Source organism: Nostoc sp., assembly GCF_036917535.1.
Classification (GTDB): Bacteria; Cyanobacteriota; Cyanobacteriia; order Cyanobacteriales; family Nostocaceae; genus Nostoc.
Genome location: NZ_JBALDA010000018.1, coordinates 1 through 20,372, shown reverse-complemented (window position 1 = coordinate 20,372; position 20,372 = coordinate 1). Strand labels below are relative to the sequence as shown.

Annotated in this window: 15 protein-coding genes and 2 pseudogenes; 9 read left to right on the top strand and 8 right to left on the bottom strand. The window is 42.9% G+C overall.

The window, feature by feature from the left end; all coding sequences use genetic code 11:
- The first annotated feature begins 77 nt into the window (after window positions 1-77).
- From V7K56_RS06245 to V7K56_RS06225, 5 genes are all read left to right on the top strand, one after another.
- Window positions 78-854, top strand: coding sequence for a PspA/IM30 family protein (locus tag V7K56_RS06245; protein ID WP_334908638.1), 777 nt, complete (start codon window positions 78-80; stop codon window positions 852-854).
- A gap of 175 nt (window positions 855-1,029) precedes the next feature.
- Window positions 1,030-1,365: a thioredoxin family protein gene (locus V7K56_RS06240; RefSeq protein ID WP_334908636.1), complete on the top strand. Its 336-nt coding sequence runs from the start codon at window positions 1,030-1,032 to the stop codon at window positions 1,363-1,365.
- 51 nt (window positions 1,366-1,416) lie between these two features.
- The gene (locus V7K56_RS06235) at window positions 1,417-2,670 is read left to right on the top strand and encodes an LL-diaminopimelate aminotransferase (protein WP_334908634.1); all 1,254 of its coding nucleotides are present in this window, start codon (window positions 1,417-1,419) and stop codon (window positions 2,668-2,670) included.
- 410 nt (window positions 2,671-3,080) lie between these two features.
- Entirely contained in the window at window positions 3,081-4,709 is a 1,629-nt protein-coding gene (locus V7K56_RS06230) for an NF038130 family PEP-CTERM protein (protein ID WP_334908632.1), read from the top strand.
- 571 nt (window positions 4,710-5,280) lie between these two features.
- Window positions 5,281-5,703: a response regulator gene (locus V7K56_RS06225; protein WP_334908630.1), complete on the top strand. Its 423-nt coding sequence runs from the start codon at window positions 5,281-5,283 to the stop codon at window positions 5,701-5,703.
- Between the two features lie 21 nt (window positions 5,704-5,724).
- On the opposite strand, the gene V7K56_RS06220 is transcribed toward V7K56_RS06225, so the two are convergent.
- Window positions 5,725-5,904, bottom strand: coding sequence for a hypothetical protein (locus V7K56_RS06220; protein ID WP_334908629.1), 180 nt, complete (start codon window positions 5,902-5,904; stop codon window positions 5,725-5,727).
- A gap of 754 nt (window positions 5,905-6,658) precedes the next feature.
- Here V7K56_RS06220 and uvrC point away from each other — a divergent pair.
- Window positions 6,659-8,536, top strand: coding sequence for an excinuclease ABC subunit UvrC (gene uvrC, locus V7K56_RS06215; RefSeq protein ID WP_334908627.1), 1,878 nt, complete (start codon window positions 6,659-6,661; stop codon window positions 8,534-8,536).
- A gap of 898 nt (window positions 8,537-9,434) precedes the next feature.
- Here the strand turns inward: uvrC and V7K56_RS06210 are convergent.
- A complete protein-coding gene (locus V7K56_RS06210; RefSeq protein ID WP_334908625.1) occupies window positions 9,435-9,617 on the bottom strand; it encodes a hypothetical protein in 183 nt (60 codons plus the stop codon).
- A gap of 459 nt (window positions 9,618-10,076) precedes the next feature.
- Here V7K56_RS06210 and V7K56_RS06205 point away from each other — a divergent pair, with 459 nt between their 5' ends.
- Window positions 10,077-10,889 (top strand): SDR family NAD(P)-dependent oxidoreductase, encoded by an 813-nt coding sequence (locus V7K56_RS06205; protein WP_334908623.1) that lies wholly within the window; start codon window positions 10,077-10,079, stop codon window positions 10,887-10,889.
- Window positions 10,890-11,452: 563 nt separating this feature from the next.
- Here V7K56_RS06205 and V7K56_RS06200 read toward each other — a convergent pair.
- From V7K56_RS06200 to V7K56_RS06190, 3 genes are all read right to left on the bottom strand, one after another.
- Window positions 11,453-12,532: an L-dopachrome tautomerase-related protein gene (locus V7K56_RS06200; RefSeq protein WP_334908621.1), complete on the bottom strand. Its 1,080-nt coding sequence runs from the start codon at window positions 12,530-12,532 to the stop codon at window positions 11,453-11,455.
- Between the two features lie 582 nt (window positions 12,533-13,114).
- A complete protein-coding gene (locus tag V7K56_RS06195; protein ID WP_334908619.1) occupies window positions 13,115-14,626 on the bottom strand; it encodes a reverse transcriptase domain-containing protein in 1,512 nt (503 codons plus the stop codon).
- 198 nt (window positions 14,627-14,824) lie between these two features.
- A complete protein-coding gene (locus V7K56_RS06190) occupies window positions 14,825-15,052 on the bottom strand; it encodes a hypothetical protein (RefSeq protein WP_334908617.1) in 228 nt (75 codons plus the stop codon).
- 830 nt (window positions 15,053-15,882) lie between these two features.
- Here V7K56_RS06190 and V7K56_RS06185 point away from each other — a divergent pair.
- Window positions 15,883-16,062, top strand: coding sequence for a replication restart DNA helicase PriA (locus tag V7K56_RS06185; protein WP_334908615.1), 180 nt, complete (start codon window positions 15,883-15,885; stop codon window positions 16,060-16,062).
- Window positions 16,063-16,620: 558 nt separating this feature from the next.
- Here V7K56_RS06185 and V7K56_RS06180 read toward each other — a convergent pair.
- Window positions 16,621-16,976, bottom strand: a pseudogene (locus V7K56_RS06180) (transposase); the annotation flags it as partial.
- A gap of 149 nt (window positions 16,977-17,125) precedes the next feature.
- Here V7K56_RS06180 and V7K56_RS06175 point away from each other — a divergent pair.
- On the top strand, window positions 17,126-17,494 hold the full coding sequence (locus V7K56_RS06175; RefSeq protein ID WP_334908613.1) for a transposase: 369 nt from the start codon (window positions 17,126-17,128) through the stop codon (window positions 17,492-17,494).
- Here the strand turns inward: V7K56_RS06175 and V7K56_RS06170 are convergent.
- Together V7K56_RS06170 and V7K56_RS06165 are read right to left on the bottom strand one after the other, a co-directional pair.
- The gene (locus V7K56_RS06170; RefSeq protein ID WP_334908611.1) at window positions 17,433-18,545 is read right to left on the bottom strand and encodes a ShlB/FhaC/HecB family hemolysin secretion/activation protein; all 1,113 of its coding nucleotides are present in this window, start codon (window positions 18,543-18,545) and stop codon (window positions 17,433-17,435) included. The genes V7K56_RS06175 and V7K56_RS06170 overlap by 62 nt on opposite strands.
- Window positions 18,535-20,372, bottom strand: a pseudogene (locus tag V7K56_RS06165) (S-layer family protein); the annotation flags it as partial. The gene V7K56_RS06170 and the pseudogene V7K56_RS06165, both read right to left, overlap by 11 nt.

The following is a 20,372-nucleotide window of genomic DNA, read 5'->3' as shown; positions in this document are numbered from 1 at the left end:
GAAATAGGTAGCTATAAAAAAGTAAAAAAGCTAACTGTCCAAGAAAAAGCGTAAATCACACAAGGAAAAACAAAGTTATGGGATTATTTGATCGCATTAAGCGAGTAGTTAGTTCTAACCTCAACGACCTAGTTAACAAAGCCGAAGACCCCGAAAAAATGCTAGAGCAAGCCATCCTGGAAATGCAGGAAGACTTGGTACAGCTGCGTCAGGGAGTAGCCCAGACGATCGCTGCCCAAAAACGCAGTGAGAAACAGTATAATGATGCCCAAAATGAAATCAATAAGTGGCAACGCAATGCCCAACTGGCTTTGCAAAAAGGTGATGAAAACTTAGCACGACAAGCTCTAGAGCGCAAGAAAACTTATACGGATACCAGTACAGCCCTCAAAGCTAGTTTAGATACACAAAGCACCCAAGTTGACACCCTCAAGCGTAACTTAATCCAGCTGGAAAGCAAAATTTCTGAGGCTAAAACCAAGAAAGAAATGCTCAGAGCTAGAATCACTACTGCTAAAGCCCAAGAGCAACTTCAAGGCATGGTGCGTGGGATGAATACTAGCAGTGCAATGTCTGCCTTCGAGCGGATGGAAGAAAAAGTCTTGATGCAAGAATCACGGGCCCAAGCACTAGGAGAGTTAGCAGGTGCAGATTTAGAAACCCAATTTGCCCAGTTGGAAGGTAGTAGCGATGTTGATGATGAATTAGCAGCTTTGAAAGCGCAAATGCTACCATCTGCCACTCCACAAAATCAACCCCAACTGCCACCGCAACAAGAAACCACTACTCCTAAGTCTAATGAGGTGGTTGATGCCGAATTAGATTCCCTACGCAAGCAATTGGATCAACTGTAAAATTGACAGAAAACTTATTTAAGCTAGTCCCACACCTGTTGGCTGTGGGATTTTACGTCATTGAGTCAATAGTTAACAATCCTAATAACTATGAATTATTGATTATGGACTATTGACGACTTTGGGATAAAGTATTGTGTGTGCCAACTTTGATCGCCACCTGATGGAGACTGCAATGAGTAAGGCTGTAATCACCATAACCGATGCTGAGTTTGAAACCGAAGTGTTAAAAGCCGAGCAGCCTGTATTGATTTATTTTTGGGCTTCTTGGTGTGGGCCTTGTCAATTGATGTCGCCCGCGATTAACTCAGCTGCCAGCAAATATAGCGATCGCCTCAAAGTCGTTAAGATGGAAATCGACCCCAACCCACTCACTGTTAAGCAGTACCAAGTGGAAGGTGTACCCGCCCTCAGACTATTTCAAGGCCAGGAAGTTTTGATATCCACCGAGGGAGTCATCGGCAAAGAGAAATTATTTGCTCTCCTAGATACCCACTTAAATAGTAATTAGTCATAGTTCATAGTTCATAGCAAATGACCAATGACCAATGACTAATGACTAATGACTAACATACAGTTTGCAAAACGTTTACAACCCCTAAAATCGAATGTATTTGCTGATATGGACAGAGCCAAGGCAATCGCTTTGGCCACTGGACGAGAGGTAATTGATTTATCGTTGGGGTCTTCTGATTTACCAGCCGAGGCACACGTTATTGAGGCGATCACCCAGTCTCTTGGTGATCGCACTACCCACGGCTATCTGTTGTTTAACGGTACCCAAGGATTCCGCGAAGCCGCGGCCAACTGGTACGAACAAAAATTTGGTATAAAAGTCGAGCCTCAAACTGAGGTACTACCTCTAATTGGTTCTCAAGAAGGCACAGCCCATTTACCCCTAGCAATACTCAACCCAGGAGATTTTGCCCTGTTGCTCGATCCAGGCTATCCCTCCCATGCCGGGGGAGTCTACCTAGCCAGTGGTCAAATCTACCCGATGCCACTACTGGCAGAAAATGGTTTTTTACCAGTGTTTGCTGATATTCCCGCCCCAGTCTTGGCTCAGTCGCGGATGATGGTCTTAAGTTATCCTCATAATCCCACCGCTGCGATCGCACCTTTATCTTTTTTCCAAGAAGCTGTCGCCTTCTGTCAACAACACAATCTCGTACTGGTTCACGATTTCCCTTACGTAGATTTGGTATTTGAGGAAACTGGGGACTGGGGAAAAGGCAGCAGAGGAGCAGAGGAGCAGCAAAGCAGGGGAAAATCACTAATGCCCCATGCCCCATCCCTAGTCCCCTCAATTCTGCAAGCCGATCCAAAGAAAAGCGTCTCGATTGAATTTTTCAGCCTTTCCAAGTCCTACAATATGGGCGGCTTCCGCATTGGCTATGCCATTGGTAATGCCCAGTTAATTAACGCCTTACGCCAGGTAAAAGCCGCCGTTGATTTTAATCAATATCGGGGAATTTTGAATGGTGCGATTGCTGCCCTAACTGGCCCTCAAGCTGGCGTAAAATCTGCTGTCACCACCTTCCAGGCGCGGCGTGATGCTTTTATCAGTGCTTTACACCGCATTGGTTGGAATGTTCCTACTCCCCAAGCCACAATGTACATCTGGGCAAAATTACCTTCACCTTGGAGTGAAAACTCTGTAGAATTTTGTACCCAGCTAGTCAAACAAACTGGTGTAGCAGTATCTCCAGGTGCTGGCTTTGGCAAATCTGGAGAAGGGTATGTCCGTTTTGCCTTGGTGCATGAGCCACCTTTGTTAGAAATTGCTGTAGAAAGAATGGCTGAGTTTCTTCATTAAATTTCTTCTCAAGCTGAACGCTAAAGATTTTTGGTGGCAAAGTTTACCAATAGAACACGCGGTAGGGCCGCATATTTGTGCATCCCTACCAATTACCGCATTGTACAGAAATTAAAATTGTTTAAATGTAGCTTTTGTAACTACTATTTTTATCTAAAATACGTAATTAAACTTATAAAAATATCAAAACATTTTTCATCTTTTTATTGATAATCAGCAGTAACTTTACCCAATCAGGTCTCCCCGTTTCTTAAACTGGGTTTGTATGTTGAGATACCATAGACGGCTAACAATGCAGGTCGTGCTTTTAAACAACTGTATTGCCAAAAAGCCTGTAGTCAAGACAGCCCAAGCCTAAAAACGGCAGTAGTTTAAAACTTAACTTCCAAACTGACAGAGACTTGAAAACAATGAAAAAGACTTTTCATAAACTTGTAATTGGTGCCTCAATGGCCGTTGGTGTGAGCGCTCTTGCCACTACTCCAGCACACGCTACATCTTTTAGCTTCGATAATACAGGAGAAATTAATACTTACACTGGTGGCTCAAATGGTACTTTCATTAAAGGGAATGCACAAGATGGTACTAAAGCTGCCATCAAAGCTTTGACAGATAACGACCCCAGCTCTAATGTCGAGCTTTGGTATAGTGATGAAACCCCAGATTCTAATGTTGGCTTCACTGCTACAAAAGGAAGCTACAAAGCCACCGTTAGCAGTGTCACTGCTGATGACTGGAATAATTTTGGTTCGCAATGGTTAGGCGATTTATTGAGTAGCTACACACCATTTCAACCAGTATGGAACGGGTTTTCAGCTGAGACCAAATCACTAGTAACTAGTTATTTTCCTTACTTGGGAATGGGAGATCCTAACATTGGTGGTTTCCAATTCGGTCAGAATGGCGGTGTGGAACTGAAGTTGGTTGGTCACTTGGATGTAAAGACTAAACTTGCAACAACTATTTCTACTAAGGTTGATGAAAATTGGAATGCAATTAAATCACAGTTTCCTCAACAAACAACTTCACCAACCCTTTCACAAGTTGAAAGTTTAATTCCACAGCTACAAACACAACTGAACGCAATTCCCGGACTAATTGCACCACTGCAAACAAAACTGGATGCAATTCCCGGACTAATTGCACCACTGCAAACACAACTGGACAAAATTCCCGGACAGATTACCACACTGCAAACACAACTGGACACAACTGTTGGACAAATTGCACCACTGCAAACACAACTGGACAAAATCCCCGGACAAATTGCACCACTGCAAACACAACTGGACACAACTGTTGGACAAATTGCACCACTGCAAAAACAACTGGACACAACTGTTGCACAAATTGCATCACTGCAAAAACAACTGGATACAACTCCTAACACTCCAGCCAATTTAGTAAAAAGGCAAACACTGACGAGTCAAATCACTGTACTAAATACCAGCAAAACTCAACTGACGAATCAAATCACTCCACTAAATACCAGCAAAACTCAACTTACGGGTCAAATCACTGTACTAAATACCAGCAAAACTCAACTTACGGGTCAAATCACTGTACTAAATACCAGCAAAACTCAACTGACGAGTCAAATCTCTCAACTGAATACCACTAAAACTCAACTGACGGGTCAAATTTCTGACTTGAATACTTTCAAAAATGTGACACTGCCAGGTCAAATCTCTCAACTAAATACTCTCAAAAATCAACTACCGGGTCAAATTTCTCAACTCACATCATTTAAAGACGTACTGACACTGCAAGCTGCATTAAACGTATACCAAGGTGAAATCGCAGCTAGTGAAATTGCCAAGGTAGTTACTGGTGGTCAAACTTACTATGCCTATAGCTTTAATCCCACTGCATCCGGTATTACTGCTTCTGATGATGGTGTTTCTTACAGTGCGATTTATACTTGGAGAACACCTAAGTATGTCCCTCATACAGTACCAGAACCCTCAGTAGTATTTGGTATTTTAGGTGTTGCTGGTATCTTTTTTACACAACGCAAGTTAAAAAAAGTCTCTGGTTGAAACTGTGGTTTCCATTCCAAAAATATTTAAAACTACAAATAAGTAAGGGAGCTGTTAGCTCCCTTTTTTGATGAATATTTTATTGCAGCTAGAAAATAGTTTAATCTTCTAGGTTATACTGTTTCTAAAAATACTTGCAGCAAATAAATCAGTTGCAAGATTTTATATCTGTATACCTCTACCAACTTTATTTGTTTGCAATATGGATCTCGTACAGTGGTATTACTGACCCTCACATCTTTAATAAAGGCAATTCCCATAATATTAGTTTCAGTATTACTTAAGTAGTTTTACTTATAAAGTTTAGATAATTAAATTTATAAAACAGATATTAACTTAATAAATACTCAAAATTATAAAAATTTTGTAAAACAAGCTTAGTTTTTATTGAATTATACTTAAAAAGACTATCATTAAAGTATTGTAATGCGGCAAAATTTAATTTATTCAAATATTTGATTAGATTACATAAGTACATTTTTTAGTTGTTTCACTGTTTAAATGCACTACTGTTTTAGTTTATAGTAATAATTGTTGATTTTTCATCAAGATCATCAGATAATAGGTAGCAATGACAGTACAATTATTCAATATAAATCAGCGATTGCAGTTACACAAAGCTAGACGAATTTTGCTAGTTGAAGACCATTACCTCAATCGGATGTTACTTAGTGACTATCTAAGTTACTGTGGGTATGAAGTGCAAAGTTTATCAGAAGGCTCTGCTTTTTTCTCAACCATAGAGAAATTCAAGCCAGATTTAATGTTATTGGACTTGAAATTGCCAGATATTGACGGTTATTCACTCTTAAAACAAGTCCAGCAAAAACCTGATTTGTCAAAAATACCTATCATTGTGGTTTCAGCCTTTGCTTTTAAAGCAGATCAAGAACTAGCTCTGAGTTTGGGTGCACGTAACTATTTTGTCAAACCTTTAAAACTCAAGGATCTCATCCTTGCAATTGAAGAACAATTTACTTGTCGTCACAGATAAACTTTTTTGCTGGGCGTATATTTATTCTGCTTTTTGGTCAACAATAAACTCTTCAACACACTCACTAAGAGTTTGTACAGAACTGCCAATTGTTAAAATTTTCTGTTGTACTTGCGCTAATAACAAAACTGCTGTTTGCAGTTCATTGAGAGTTTCAGCCATAGCCTCACGATACTGGATTTCAAAATCTTGTAAATTCATAATTTAGTTCTTGTCTGAAATCATCATAATAAATATATTCTTAATCATAATCGTAAACTTAACTGACTAAATCCGTTAATGTGCTTAATCTTATGAATTCAATAAATAAATACAAATATCATCAATAGATAAAAGTTTTATATGATATTTATATAAGCAATATATAAGTATGTTATTTATTAATAAAAGTATTAGTCAATCCAAAAGTATTAAGCTAATTGTCATTCATTTTTCTAGACTGATTCGGTTTTACTAAGGGCTTTAGCCTTAATTTTATGCAATTTAAATGCTGATTAGCTTATCATCTACTCTAAAATATAAAATTTCAAATAATAAAATATTATCAATTTAAAAATATTAATTATAAAATCAAAAAGCAAAGTTTTTATTCTGACAGTAGTAGCCAATAACTAAGGTCGCAGCTAGACAAACTCTTGTCGGCTCCAAAGTTTTAATGCTTGCAGTAAGTTTTCTAGCGAGCCTCTAGCTTGAAAGCCTAATAAGTGACTATAGTAGACTTCTCTTTGTGCAGACTAAGCCTACCTGAATTGATGCTGTTAGCAGATAGCTAGGGCTTGTCCCCCCGTGCTGAGTTAGGAGTTATTATTCTTCCCCAGTTCCCAGCACCTCTTTCATCTGTTCTGGTATATGCCACTTATGACTGCTACTTTATATTTACTTGATAAATAATTTATTAAATCGGCACGAAAAAATAATTTTTCTTAAAATAGAGAAAGATTACTTAATTTTGGTTGTGACAATATCTACTCAAATATTATCACTGGTTAAAGAGCCAGAACGACTAGAAAACCGTCTAGCCGAAATTCCACCGGAACCGGGGGTTTATTTCATGCGGGACGCGGGCGATCGCATTATATATATAGGTAAATCGCGTAAATTGCGATTGCGTGTCCGTTCCTATTTCCGGGATGGCTACAACAAAAGTGAACGTATCGCCACGATGGTCAAGTTGGTGACAGAAATTGAATTCATCGTCACTGATACTGAAGCCGAAGCTTTAGCGCTAGAAGCCAATTTGATCAAGCAGCACCAACCATACTTTAACGTGCTGCTCAAAGATGATAAAAAATATCCCTATCTCTGCATTACTTGGTCAGAAGATTATCCGCGAATTTTTATAACTCGTAAGCGCCAATTCGGCAAAGAAAAGGATAAATTTTACGGACCTTATACTGATGCTGGTTTATTGCGAGAAATTCTCCGCATCTGCAAGCGCATCTTCCCACAGCGACAACGACCTCAACCACTTTTCAAAGACCGTCCTTGCTTGAATTTTGATTTAGGGCGTTGTCCTGGTGTGTGTCAACAGATGATTTCACCAGAAGAATATCGCAAAATTGTCCAAAAAATAGCGATGGTTTTTCAAGGTCGAACTCAGGAACTGATTGATATTTTGACCCAACAGATGAATGCAGCCGCTGAAAACTTGAATTTTGAGTCAGCGGCGCGGATTCGCGATCAAATTTCTGGGTTAAAGTCGCTGACAGCTGACCAAAAAGTTTCTTTACCAGATGATACAGTTTCACGGGATGCGATCGCACTGGCAGCCGACGAACAGCACGCCTGCATTCAACTATTCCAGATTCGCGCTGGACAATTGGTAGGACGTTTAGCCTTTGTGGCTGATGCTCATGCAGAACCAGGAGCTATTTTACAACGAGCTTTAGAGGAACATTACCAAACTGCTGATTCCGTAGAAATACCCACAGAGATTTTGGTACAGCATGATTTACCAGATGTGGAGATATTGGGGGATGTGTTAACTCAACGTAAAGGCAAAAAAGTCACAATATTGACTCCTTTGCGCCAAACTAAGGCAGAATTAATTGAGATGGTAGAGCGAAATGCTCAGTATGAATTGCAAAGAATGCAGAAGTTTGGCGATCGCAATCACCAAGCAATGCAAGATTTAGCCGCCATTCTCGATTTACCAGATGTACCTCACCGCATTGAAGGTTACGACATTTCCCATATTCAAGGGTCAAATGCTGTAGCTTCGCAAGTCGTGTTTATCGACGGATTACCCGCAAAACAGCACTATCGCCACTACAAAATTAAAAATCCCACGGTGACAGCAGGACACTCAGATGATTTTGCTAGTCTTGCTGAAGTCATCCAACGGCGGTTCCGTAAATATGGGGAAGATCAGCAATTAACACGTTTGGGTAATCTTGACTGGCCTGATTTAATCATGATTGATGGTGGTAAAGGTCAGTTATCATCGGTTATCGCCGTTTTGCAAGAGATGAATTTATTAGAAGACTTGCGAGTTGTAAGTTTAGCAAAGCAGCGAGAAGAGATTTTTTTACCGGGAGAATCTAAACCTTTGACAACTGATGCCGAACAACCAGGGGTACAGCTATTGCGGCGGCTGAGGGATGAAGCGCATCGGTTTGCAGTGAGTTTCCATCGTCAGCAACGCAGTGATAAATTGAAGCGATCGCGTTTAGATGAAATTCCTGGTTTAGGACATCATCGCCAAAAGCTGCTACTAGGGCATTTTCGCTCAGTTGATTATATTCGGCAAGCAACAACCACACAACTTGCTGAAGTAGCAGGAATTGGGCCGCGTTTGGCTCAAGAAATTTACGATTATTTTCATCCTGCTTGAAGTGGCAACTCCCATTGTCACTTTGAACTAGGGATTGGGGATTAGTACCGCAAGGCGGAATTAAAAATGAATACAGCGTAAGCGTTTCATTGATTTATAATCGATGGTTTATTTACGCTGTGTTGTACTAACGGGACTTAAACATTTTTGAGGCAGAAACAAGCCTCAAACCTATACAGGATAAGGGAAATACACCGAAAGCTCAAAAACGCTTGAAACCCAGATATATCAAGAAAACAGGTAAAACGATGTCAAAGTCACTCTGTATATAGGTTTGATGGTTTTTTAAGGCTACTTTTTGTCTAAGTCCCACTAACCCAAGTTGCTAGTTATCAAAAAGTGCCTTTACTTAAGTACAACATTTTATTTTTTAGTATTTAGCAGTACTTAAAAACTGTCTTTTTGTATCAAATTTAATACAGTTTATGGACACTAACTAGCAACTTACGTTACTAGGGACTAAGTAATGGGGAGGTAGTGAGCCTTTATAACGGTTCTCGTTTACGTGAGGTACACCCGTAAACGAGAATTACTTTAGTACGTACTCAAACGGATATATTCCCATAAGTTCTCTCTAAGATGTCAAAAACAGACCAGTTATCAAAAGGATATTAAATTTTGCTCTACTAGGTATTGAGCCGAGATCCTTATAAACTTATGCAAGATAGTCTGAAAACTACTGCTGTGTCTAGCTTTTAGCCATTATTTAAAAATTTGTGCTACACCAAAAAGCATGAATATACGGTTGACAGGGGATAGGATTAAGCAACTTCTGTTCAAAGAAAGAAATCAACCGAAACAATCTTAGAAAGCTCCTTTCCAACTGGGATTGATTAATGTCACCCAGAAAAAATCCCGTCGCTGAACCAGTGTTGCATTACGATACGCGTGTCTGTCGCTATACTTTTTGATGGCTTTCATCATCGCGTCCACTTCTTCGGGTAACAAATAATTCCCGCGATCGCACATCCTCATATTTGCGTTGATTCGGAGACTTGCGTCTGGAGACAACAAACTCACTTTTTTGCGTTTTACCAACTTTTGATGATTGGCTATCTGGCAAGGTATCCAGCGCAGACATACGGCGAAACTCAATGAAGCAAGGATTAGCGTTCCCGCGAGTATGCCGGATTGATGCAGTTTTACCAGCTTTCGGTTAAAAGTTGGTATTGGTATTACAAAGGATCTGTCCCACTCTAGGCGTGTATTCCACAAAATAGCCCCTTCGTTTAATGCTGCATGAATCACGAGCTAAAACGATAAGCCAACTATAAAATTTACGGACTTTGGAAGTATTTTATTTGCACTGATATTCAAAAATTTTCCGCAAAAGATTCTACGCAGAGGATGTTATGTGGAAAAATTCTATATAATCAGCTAATTTTAGGTAGTTACACAGAAAAATTCCCTATAATACCCTTAGATGAATGTTATATATAAAAATTCTCTATAATCACTCGCCTAAGGGGTAGTTATATAGAAGTTTCCGCATAATAACGCATAATAAATAGTTCGGCGAGGGAGTACCGACGGAGGTATCATGGATCTTCAACTGGTCGGCAAGCGTGCCTTGATTACGGGCAGTAGCAGCGGGATCGGGTCGGCGATCGCACGGAGGCTTGCACGCGAAGGAGCATCTGTCGCCGTCCACGGGCGTGACGCGGCCCGGGCCGGCGAGGTCGCCGAGTCGATCCGCTCTACCGGAGGGCAGGCCGTCGTGGTGATCGGGGACTTGGTTCGTGCCGACGAGGCCGTCCGTGTGGCAGACAACGCGTCGCGGCTGCTCGGCGGTGTTGTCGATGTGTTGGTCAATAATGCCGGCGGTGGCGGTGGGGCGGGGCAATCGTGGGAGGCGGCAAACGCCGACGACTGGGCGGACGTGTACGCTCGGAATGCACTCGCCATCGTGCGGCTCGCGGCCCGCTTGTTACCCGCGATGCGTGCCCAGAGGTGGGGCCGGGTAGTCAACATCTCCAGCGGGGCCGGCGAGTTGCCGGGTTCGTCCGCCGGCGCGTACGCGGCCGCGAAAGCCGCGGTGAACAACCTGACGGTTTCCATGTCGCGGGAGGTCGGGCGGGACGGCGTGACGGTCAACGCCGTCTCACCCGGTCCGATCCGGACCCCGGCCTTAGAAAGAAGCTTCGCGGCGTTCGCACAACAGCGGGGGCTTCACGGGACGCGCGAGGAGGTCGAGCGGGCAGTGCTCGACGCGCGGGGGTTCGGGCTGGCCGTGCCCCGCGTCGGCGAGCCGGAGGAGATCGCCGACGCGGTCACGTTCCTTTGCAGCCCACTCGCAGGGTTCATCACTGGAGCAAACCTGCGGGTTGACGGGGGGCTTGTCCCGACCGTTTGACCGCCCAACGCATCAAAGGCACGCCGAACCAGGCGCAGCACCTGACGGCCGCCCAAAGCCGCGGCCGCAGGTGAGCTGGGTCGTTAGCCTGCTTAAGTTATCGAAGGTTTTATCGCTTGGGTTTGAAAGCTATGTCACTTATACAGCAAGCTCTTTAGCTCCCCTATCGCCCCCTGAAATTCAAACCTCAATAAACCAAAAACCTCAAACAAGATACCCGATCATCTTGTTGAATCTTTAGCCCGAGATGTTGAGGATCAATAGACAATTTGATGAGAGCCATTAGCGTTCTTCAGCTTTGAAATTTATCGGTGAGGGTTTTGTTTTGAGATTATTTGGTGGGGCGATCGCAAAGATCATCGAGTTGAGTTATTAAGCTAGCCAGCAAAAAAAATTCAATGTCACGTCTAGACTGCTGTATGTGATTGCTGGCTAACATCAGCATTCAGCCGCGCCCTGCGGTGCTGATTTTTAGCAGTCTCGCCGATCGGGCGTCGGCTGCAATGCTTTGTTCGGCGCGGTATTGATGAAGCTAGATTCTGCATCAACCGCAAAGGCGTCGCTTACCTGCGAACCGGTTTCGCCCCGATCGCCATCAAGTAGATGTTAAGCGGCTTGACTACCTTATCGACGCCTCCATTGAAGGCGGCTCTCCGGTTCAACTGCGCGGCCGGCATCAGCAGGTTACCATTGTCATCAATCCACATCGCGTCCACCCAGGTCAATCTCTCGTCGCTGACGAGTGTGGAAATGTCGCCACTGGGAGAGATTTTCAGAATCTTCAGATGATCAATGTCGCTCAGGTAGATGGTGCCATCGGCGGCGATCGCCGTCCCGCCGGTCGAAGGCGTGTCAGCGAAATGTTCAATGTGCTTCGCAATCTTGGCGTCACTAAGCGAGGGATCGTCCAGGTAGCGAGTCTCAATGCGCGACATGCCTCCACTGCAAGGCTGGTAATAGAACCAGCGACCATCTGGCGAGACTTCCAATTGATCCGCATTAATAACTGTCGGGCGATTCTTCGGGTCGCGCAGTTCACGGCCCTCGGCCATGAGCTTTGAATGCGCGACCGTAGAGGAATGCCCGTCCAGCACGCGCCGCCCTTTGCCACTCTCCAGATCGAGGACAATTAGACCCGGTTTCCCAGCGTCTGTCAGATATGCATACCGGCCATTAAAGCGAATATCATCGATAAACGTTGTCGGCGTCGTTGCGTCCGCCAACTCATAAGTCCGAACGACCTTGTCGGTTTTTAGATCAATTCGCACAACCTTCTGACCACCTGGAACGTGCGGCTCATCCACTCCGGTTGATCCCTTATCGACAATCCATAGGTTGCCATCAGGTCCGACGCGCAAAGCATTGACGCCTACAAAGACCCCGTGCCCATCGTTGTTTGGTTTCCAGTTGTTCCACGCCGCATCTGGATAAGGAGTCGCCCGGCCATCACGGACTTCCACAACTTCAGGGCCCTCGCCAGGTTTCTCAGGCTGGATCGGCAGGAACATCCTGCCCCCGGGCGTTGTGGCAACACCATTGGCGGCGAGATTCGAGCTAAAAATAGTTTTCAACACATGACCTCCAGCTTTCCCCAACGATGGCGTGATCGCCGCGGCAATGGCAACCACCACGATGACATTCATTATGTGCATAAGTGCCCCAATAGGTTTGTTAGCAAGCGGAGCAAACTGATTGTACCAAGACCATGAAGCGCCGAACTATTTATTATACGGAAATTTCCCGTGTGCGACTCGTTTCTAGGTGAATTAACAGCCTAGAGTATGTATTGAAAAGTGACTTTCAATATATATAACTGTTCTATTGATGTAGGTGAAAACCCTACCTTTGAGGAGACAAATGACTCCCTATCTGCCCACAGTGAGCATACTCGGAATTATGCAGGCTGAAGCTGGGAACATAGAATCTTTCCACATAACATCCTCAATTAGAATCTTTTGCGGAAAATTTTTGAATATCAGTGCAAATAAAATACTTCTAAAGTCCGTAAATTTTATAGTTGGCTTATCGTTTTGGCTCGTGATTCATGCAACATTCTACGTTAGAGCCATTACGTAGAATGGGTGGCTGAAAGTATTCATTACTCGTGGTTGTAAGCGGTGTCACTACATAAGTGTATTTTGGTTGAGTCGATGGGTGGTATTATCCACCGCACCTCTCAGTTAGATCCGTACGTGCCACTTTCGCGGCATACGGCTCCCGATATTCTAGGGTTTCCCCTTGCTTATGTGGATGTAGTCATGACAACTCTCATGTACAGCTAGAAGGTTTTTCATCTTCCAGTTATTATGGTTGCCATCTATGTGGTGTAAATGTACACGTTCTTCACTGAACATCCTTAGATCGCAGTGTCCACAGGTATGGTTTTGCCGTTTTAAGGCAAAAGAGGTTTCACTATCGTAGAGCTTGCTGTTACGCTCGCTCCAATAGGTTGTATCTCCATCAAAGGGTGATTTATTTCCTCTGACGTTGACATGTTTGTTTTCGGAGTAGGGAATCGCTGGGAATGCCTTGTCTAGTAATTGCTTGCTAGAGTATCGGGTATTCTTTGCTTCCTTATTGAACACCTCAAACGCTCGTTTTTGGACGAAGTGCAGCGAGTTTCGCGTCCCATCCATCTTGCAGAACTTGTGGTAATTCCTCCATCCTCTAAACAAAGGGGCTAATTTCTCAGCTTTAACCTTGGAGCCATAATTCGAGTTGTTGACGATGGCTTTTACTTTCTGGCTAAAAGCTTTGAAATTGTCCACTGAGGAAACACATCTAAACTTTCCGTTGCTTTGCACTTTGAAGTGCCAGCCGAGGAAATCAAATCCATCTGTCGCAGCGGTAATCTTGGTCTTTTTTTCACTTACGTTCATACCTCGGAGTTCTAGAAAAATCTTGATTTTCCGAAGTATTCTATCTGGTGAATCTTCTGGCTTGAGAATGAACACCATATCGTCAGCGTACCTAACCGATTGGTGGATGTTCTCAATGCCATTGAGGGCAATATTGGCTAATAACGGACTTACCACACCACCTTGGGGGGTTCCTTGTTCAGGAAAGTCGGGATGTATTCCTGCTTTTAGGCATCGGAAGATACCGATTTTCAATCCTTTTGGTGCTATCAATCTATCCATGATAGTTGTGTGATAAATCCTGTCGAAGCATTTTTCAATATCGAGTTCTATTACTCGTTTATCTATTCCATTGCAGTAGGAGCGTAGGTTATTGAACAGAATTTTCTGTGCATCATGAGCACTTCTGCCTGGTCTGAAACCGTAACTTTTCTCATGGAAAGTTGCTTCGTGTGCTGGTTCTAATGCATATTTCGCGAGCGCTTGCCATGCTCTATCTGCAATAGTTGGGACTTTTAGGATACGTGTCTTTCCGTCCTTTTTCGGTATTGGAATCTCACGCAGTTTGTTATGATGCCAATTATAATAATTGAGTTTGAGAAGTTTCTCAAGTGCAAAGCGTTCTTCAAAAGTGAGGGACGTTTTACCATCAATACCCGCAGTCTTTTTACCAGCATTTAGCTGTGTTACCTGCCTGATGGCTAGTAACCTTGCCGCTCTAGATTTCAGAATAAGTTTCTGTAAAAACCGTGCTTTGCGCTTGTCTCCAACTCGAACTGCTTTAAACACCCTTCTTTGTAGGCGGAATAAATCTTTGCGGAATTTCTTCCAGGTTAGATTTACCCAGGATTCACTAATATTTCTATCGTGTCTAATCATGCTCTGCTCCAAATGAGTGTTTTCTGAATACCTTGCAGCAATTACGCTGCATCCTACCCGAATTGAGAGGTTTCCGTATCTCGTCATACCTACTTGAGTTTCGACCGTCTCAAGACTCTTAATTCGTTTTTCTTCGTTCCCCAGATGAGATTGTTTGTACCGTTAAGTGTAACCAATTCAACCGTCAGAATCCCTTACTCAAGCCACTCGCGTTGGTGAACGTTGGCGGGGTTTTGTCTCTGACGAAGTCAAGGTTTTGATGTTATGCCTTGCTTCCCAATAGGTTGCTTTTCTAGGTTCTATTTCACCGTGGGTACTCCCTGTTAACACCAGTGTCAGCCCATAACGACCGTCTGATTGCGTCCTGTTCCCAGCTTCACTCTGTAGAATTCCGAGTCCACTCGGTGTGGGCAGGTAAGGAGTCACCTCTGAGTTTGAAGGGGAGGGCTTGCACCTCCATCCTGTCTGGAGTTCAACCATTTCTGGTTGGATTACCTATTTACGGGCTGGTTACCGAGATTCAGTAATCAACGAATCGCACACCAACTTAGGGTCATTAGTTGGTATTTAAGTTTTAACTGTCTTAATTAGTTCCCATCTCCTGTCAACCGTATATTTATGATTTTTGGTGTAGCATAAGTTTTTCAAAAATGGCTAAAAGCTAGACATAGCAGTAGTTTTTAGACCATGTTGCATAATTTTACAAGGATCTCGGCTCAATACTTACTATGATTCGGGTTTAATTACTGCTATTGGAGAGAACTTTAAGCGGCTCCCGAAGTTTTGACCAAAGAAAGCCGCTCCCCATAAAGTTTGGTAGTTTTATTTAAATTATTTCATTAGAATTTGATCTCATAAATTTTGTCAGCAAATATTAACTAAATCTTAAGATAGTTATTTTGTTACAAAATATACAGTAATTTTTGTAATTTAATTTTTGAATACAAGAACGGCTTTTTTGTCTTCGTCTGAAATGGCTATAAACAAGGCTCTCTCAAGGCATTAACTATAGGGATCAGTAAATCTCTAATCAGTATTTAATTAAAAAACGATTTATGTATCTAAAGTAGGAGGGTAAAATCACTTAAGTTTTAGGATAATACAATAAAGATATCGAAAAGTCTTCAAACCTGAAATTTTGTTTAAAATAATTAGCCAATATTACAGAGTTTGTTAAGTTGGATCGAACCAAAATTTTTCATGGTTAACTTTGTAACTTTACCAAATAAAAAATAATTACAACTAGGGGTTCTAAAATGCAGACAGTACAAAAGATTTACTGCCCAAATTGTGGTAGTCATGCAGAGCGTTATTATATTTATGATAGTCAATTAACTCGGACACAATGCCCAAGTTGTGACTATTTGATGATTAGTTGCACTCGCACTGGCAAAGTAATTGAAGCGTATGCTCCTGGAATTCTTGCACACCGATAGCTAATAAGAAAAAATTAAAACTTGGAGAGGGTTTTCTCTAATTTTTAAGAAAAAAGTTATTTATCAAAACAGAATTCAGTGGGAATTGGAGTCTGACTGGCGCGCAACAGTAGTGAGTCTATGTACCTTTATGGGGAAGCAAGTTACGCGCATCGTCTTGTAAAGAACTTCTGAAGAAATATGTTTAATAAATACGCTAAGTCGTCCTTTCCACGTTTCTGAAAAAGAAGATTTAGCGGTTTACATAGGAGCATTCCACTTTTTTACATGTCATTGCGTTTGCGTAGCGTCTCGTAGAGAGCGTTCGCATTAGCGTTGCGTAGCAAAGAGAAGCGAAGCAATCGCAAAATCCCCTTTTCTCAGAGCGAGTCAATGCGATTGCTTGTCTGCGACACACTGCGCGAACCTCGTTCCTCCTCTCTACGAGACGCTATGCGAACGCAATAATAATTAGGGTTTGCTGAAAAAGTCATAAAAAAGCAATCTTAAGAGGTGACTAGTTATTTAAGCAAGGTCAAAGATAAGTTTTTGTTGCCTATAGCTTGCAAAAGCATAACGCTAAATTATGTCAATCTTTAAAAAAGGTCTATTTTTGAAAAATAGACATAAAAAGGCACAAAAAACCTGTGACAGGTAAGTAGAAAGATTCATTACTAAAAAAGTAATAGCAATTGCTGTTAGAGAAGTATGAGACAGTTTCGCCATCACTCTACCCAGGCTAAATCTTCTTTTACCTTGTCCCTTACGGGTTCGCCAGTTGCTTCAAGTCGGGGAACCCGCCCAACGCACTGGCTCACCAAACTTTCCCTCAATAGAATTACGAATCCTTTCATCTGACAAAGCTTGCTTCTTTTTTTCTTTACTCACATTGACTGGAGGTCTACTTAAAGGGAACCACTAATTCTAATACCTCGGACAGTCCGCTCAAGTCGGGGAACCCGCCCACGCGGCTGTCCTCTTCTTTGCACCAAGCTCGGTTCTAAGAGGATGTTTGGAAAGTAAAAAAAGGCTCGCATAACGGTACTCTGTCAGTAGAAACAAATGCGACAGTATTACACGAGCTATGTCTAAATCTTACCCAAGTGACCTGACATTGGAACAGTGGGAATTATTATCGACCTTAATTCCAGCTCAAAATCTAAATTGTCGCCCACGTCAAGTTGACTTACGTGTGGTAGTTAATGGCATTTTCTATGTTTTGTGTGCAGCTTCGAGGTGGCGAATGCTGCCTCACAACTTTCCCAATTGGCAAACAGTGTACTATTACTTCCGCAAGTGGAGAATTGATGGTACGTGGGAACGTATAAACCATAAACTTCAACAGTGGGTGCGAGTTATCGAAAACCGAGAACCGAACCCAAGTGCAGCAATTATTGATAGCCATCACTTTCTCTGCGAAAAGCGGTTATCCCAAGAGCGAATTCTTGGTTAGGAGTTTGCACTAGAGGCTGGCGGAATGTCAGTTCGTAATATTGGGAAGCTGATTCAATATCTAATTTATTGAAGGGATGTTCAATGACATTGGCTGATATAGTACCATAACTGAAAGTAAAACTACCATTGTGGGGATTGAGAGGTAAGCTGTAGCTAGTATCTATAGTGTTACTGCCGTCGGTATTGCTATATGTTAACGATATACTATCTCCGAATCCGAGTAAGTTAGCTTCGTTTATTTGCAGTTGGCGTCGGAAACTACCAACACTAGGTGAACGACCATTATCTAGGACTGCTTGTATATTGAATGAATCAGCCTCTGTTATCTTAATAGCGAGTAAATTAGCACCAGTACGTGAGCCAGCAGACAGTTCAGCAGAGAGGTTTTGAATTAAAGGATTGAGTTGCAATAATTGTAGTGACTGTAATAAGCGTTTTTGATTCAAAGGAGTGGATGTGCCCAAGGCTATACGGCTGCGGATATAATTTGGGTTGAGTCGCTTAGTCCCAGTTATTTGGATATCTTCTAATTTCCCTTCTATTACCTGAATTTGCACAACACCGTTGTTATCAAAAGTTTGTTCAGGAATGTAAGCCCCAGACGTAAAGTATCCCTCTTGAATATAAAGTTCGGTAATTTTGGAACGAGCTTTTAACAATTGTACAAATGTTATTGGCTTGTTTGTAAACGGAGCAAGTACCTCAGTCAACTTTTTTCGACTGAATACTGTACTACCAATGACTTCAAACTGTTTAACTGTGAAGATTTGCGATCTTTCCAGGAATGGTTCATCTGGTTTAAGTAGTGGTTGTCCAGGTTGAAGTAATTCGGATGGAGGTGGAAGTTGGGGTGGTGTTGGTAGTGTTGGTGTTTTGGGTGAGGGTGGTTGGACATCCTGCGGTGGCGGAAGTTGGGGAAGCGAGGGAGAATTGTTTTGGGATGGTTGTACGCGATTGAGTGTCTGTACCCTGCTGGGTGTAGTTATCAGGCTGTTGAACAACATCAGTAAGCAGGACACTATCAAAATATGAGTAACTTTAGCGACCATGACACTGAATAGGGTTGTGTCTGAAAGTGTAGGGTGCGGCAGATGAATTAGCACTCAAGACTATTTGTCCTTTGGCGTTTAGCGTTGCACCTGTGGCTTCAATAATGCGTTTGGGAGTGGAGGTAGTTGGTTTACTCGTAACAGGTGGTATGGAACGATTGTTGTGAGTGGGTTTAACAGATACCCAATCGATTTGAGGCGCATCAGGAGTGAGAATGTCTTGGGGATTGGGTGGCAAACCGCCGCGTCCGGTAATCACAAATCGGTTTTGGGCATAATCTGGACTATAGCAGCCTTGAGCTACTTGGGTGTCAACTGGTATTGTTGGCAATTGCACTAAGCCACTGTCAAGGTCAGTATCTGGGGTGTTGAGTTCTACAGTGCCTTGTGTACCAAATTCTGAACTAGCAGTGATGTCACTCAAGGGAGTTGGACTTTCACGGAACTCGATACCATAAATGCCAGTGGCTTGAATATCCACTCTGCCACCACTGCCTGTAAAAGCATTGGCAGTGATATCACTATTTTCGCTGGGGACAGCGAGGATGAAGCCATTGGGGGCAGTGATTTTGATGTTGCCACCATTACCACCAAATTGATCAACGCCAGCATTGGTGGTGATTTGACTGCGATCGCGTAATAATAACTCTTGCAGATTGAGAGTGATATTACCACCTGTGTTACTACGAGTTGCGGCAGAGATTGTACCTCGCTCTAGTGTGAGGAAGTCTGCGGTCAGTTGGATATCACCGCCAATACCTTCTCCCTGACTGTCAACGGCAATTGCAGCACCATCTCGAATTGTTATGATTCTGGGGTCGATGATGATACTACCGCCATTACCAATAGAACCTTCACTGGTACTGGCAAATAGACCAGTTTTTGAACCAGAGAGGGTAATGTTGTCTTTGACGTGGAATGTAATATTACCAGCGTCGGATTCACCAGAAGTGATGGTGGATACTTGACCACCATTACTAGCTTCAAAAGTGTTAGCAGTAATGCTGACACTGCCTGCATCCCCTTTTTCAAACGTACTGGCATCAAGTCGCGCACCATTGGTAACTGCTAATGAGCCTGTGATAATTAATATACCTCCGGCATTGCCCTGTGCTCCAGAGATGACTCGGCTGTATACCCCAGAGTTGACTGGGCTGTATGTCCCACCATCATAAGCTCCTTCACCATCAAACTTGATAGCATCTGTGGCAGTAATCCTGACAATGCCTGCATCCCCTTTTCCAAGCGTACTGGCACTCACTTGGGCACCATTGGTTACTTCTAGTGAGCCAGTAGTAATTAATACACCTTTGGCGTTGCCCTCTGCTCCATGCTTGACTTCGCTGTATGCCCCACTGTCAGATCCATTGTTAGCTTCACCATCAAACTTGATAGTATCTCTAGCAGTAATGTTGACACTGCCTGCATCCCCTTTTCCAAAGGTACTGGCACTCACTTGGGCACCATTGATAACTGCTAATGAGCCAGTGGTAATCGATACACCTCCGGCATTGCCCTGTGCTCCAGACTTGACTTCGCTGAATGCACCACTGTTAAATTTATCCTTGCCTTCACCATCAAACTTGATAGCATCTCTAGCAGTAATGTTGACACTGCCTGCATCCCCTTTTCCAAAGGTACTGGCACTCAGTACGGCACCATTGATAACTTCTAGTGAGCCTGTATTCATCGATACACCCCCGGCTTTCCCCTCTGCTCCAGAGTTGACTCGGCTGTATGCCCCACTGTCAGATCCATTGTTAGCTTCACCATCAAACTTGATAGTATCTCTAGCAGTAATGTTGACACTGCCTGCATCCCCTTTTC

Bases quoted from the DNA above. Each gene is read 5' to 3' on its own strand.
- V7K56_RS06225 (WP_334908630.1), top strand. From the start codon at position 5,281: ATGACAGTACAATTATTCAATATAAATCAGCGATTGCAGTTACACAAA.
- V7K56_RS06170 (WP_334908611.1), bottom strand. From the start codon at position 18,545: ATGGTCGCTAAAGTTACTCATATTTTGATAGTGTCCTGCTTACTGATG.
- V7K56_RS06220 (WP_334908629.1), bottom strand. From the start codon at position 5,904: ATGAATTTACAAGATTTTGAAATCCAGTATCGTGAGGCTATGGCTGAA.
- V7K56_RS06175 (WP_334908613.1), top strand. From the start codon at position 17,126: ATGTCTAAATCTTACCCAAGTGACCTGACATTGGAACAGTGGGAATTA.
- V7K56_RS06195 (WP_334908619.1), bottom strand. From the start codon at position 14,626: ATGATTAGACACGATAGAAATATTAGTGAATCCTGGGTAAATCTAACC.
- V7K56_RS06210 (WP_334908625.1), bottom strand. From the start codon at position 9,617: ATGTCTGCGCTGGATACCTTGCCAGATAGCCAATCATCAAAAGTTGGT.
- V7K56_RS06230 (WP_334908632.1), top strand. From the start codon at position 3,081: ATGAAAAAGACTTTTCATAAACTTGTAATTGGTGCCTCAATGGCCGTT.
- V7K56_RS06185 (WP_334908615.1), top strand. From the start codon at position 15,883: ATGCAGACAGTACAAAAGATTTACTGCCCAAATTGTGGTAGTCATGCA.
- V7K56_RS06200 (WP_334908621.1), bottom strand. From the start codon at position 12,532: ATGAATGTCATCGTGGTGGTTGCCATTGCCGCGGCGATCACGCCATCG.
- V7K56_RS06205 (WP_334908623.1), top strand. From the start codon at position 10,077: ATGGATCTTCAACTGGTCGGCAAGCGTGCCTTGATTACGGGCAGTAGC.
- V7K56_RS06245 (WP_334908638.1), top strand. From the start codon at position 78: ATGGGATTATTTGATCGCATTAAGCGAGTAGTTAGTTCTAACCTCAAC.
- V7K56_RS06235 (WP_334908634.1), top strand. From the start codon at position 1,417: ATGACTAACATACAGTTTGCAAAACGTTTACAACCCCTAAAATCGAAT.
- V7K56_RS06240 (WP_334908636.1), top strand. From the start codon at position 1,030: ATGAGTAAGGCTGTAATCACCATAACCGATGCTGAGTTTGAAACCGAA.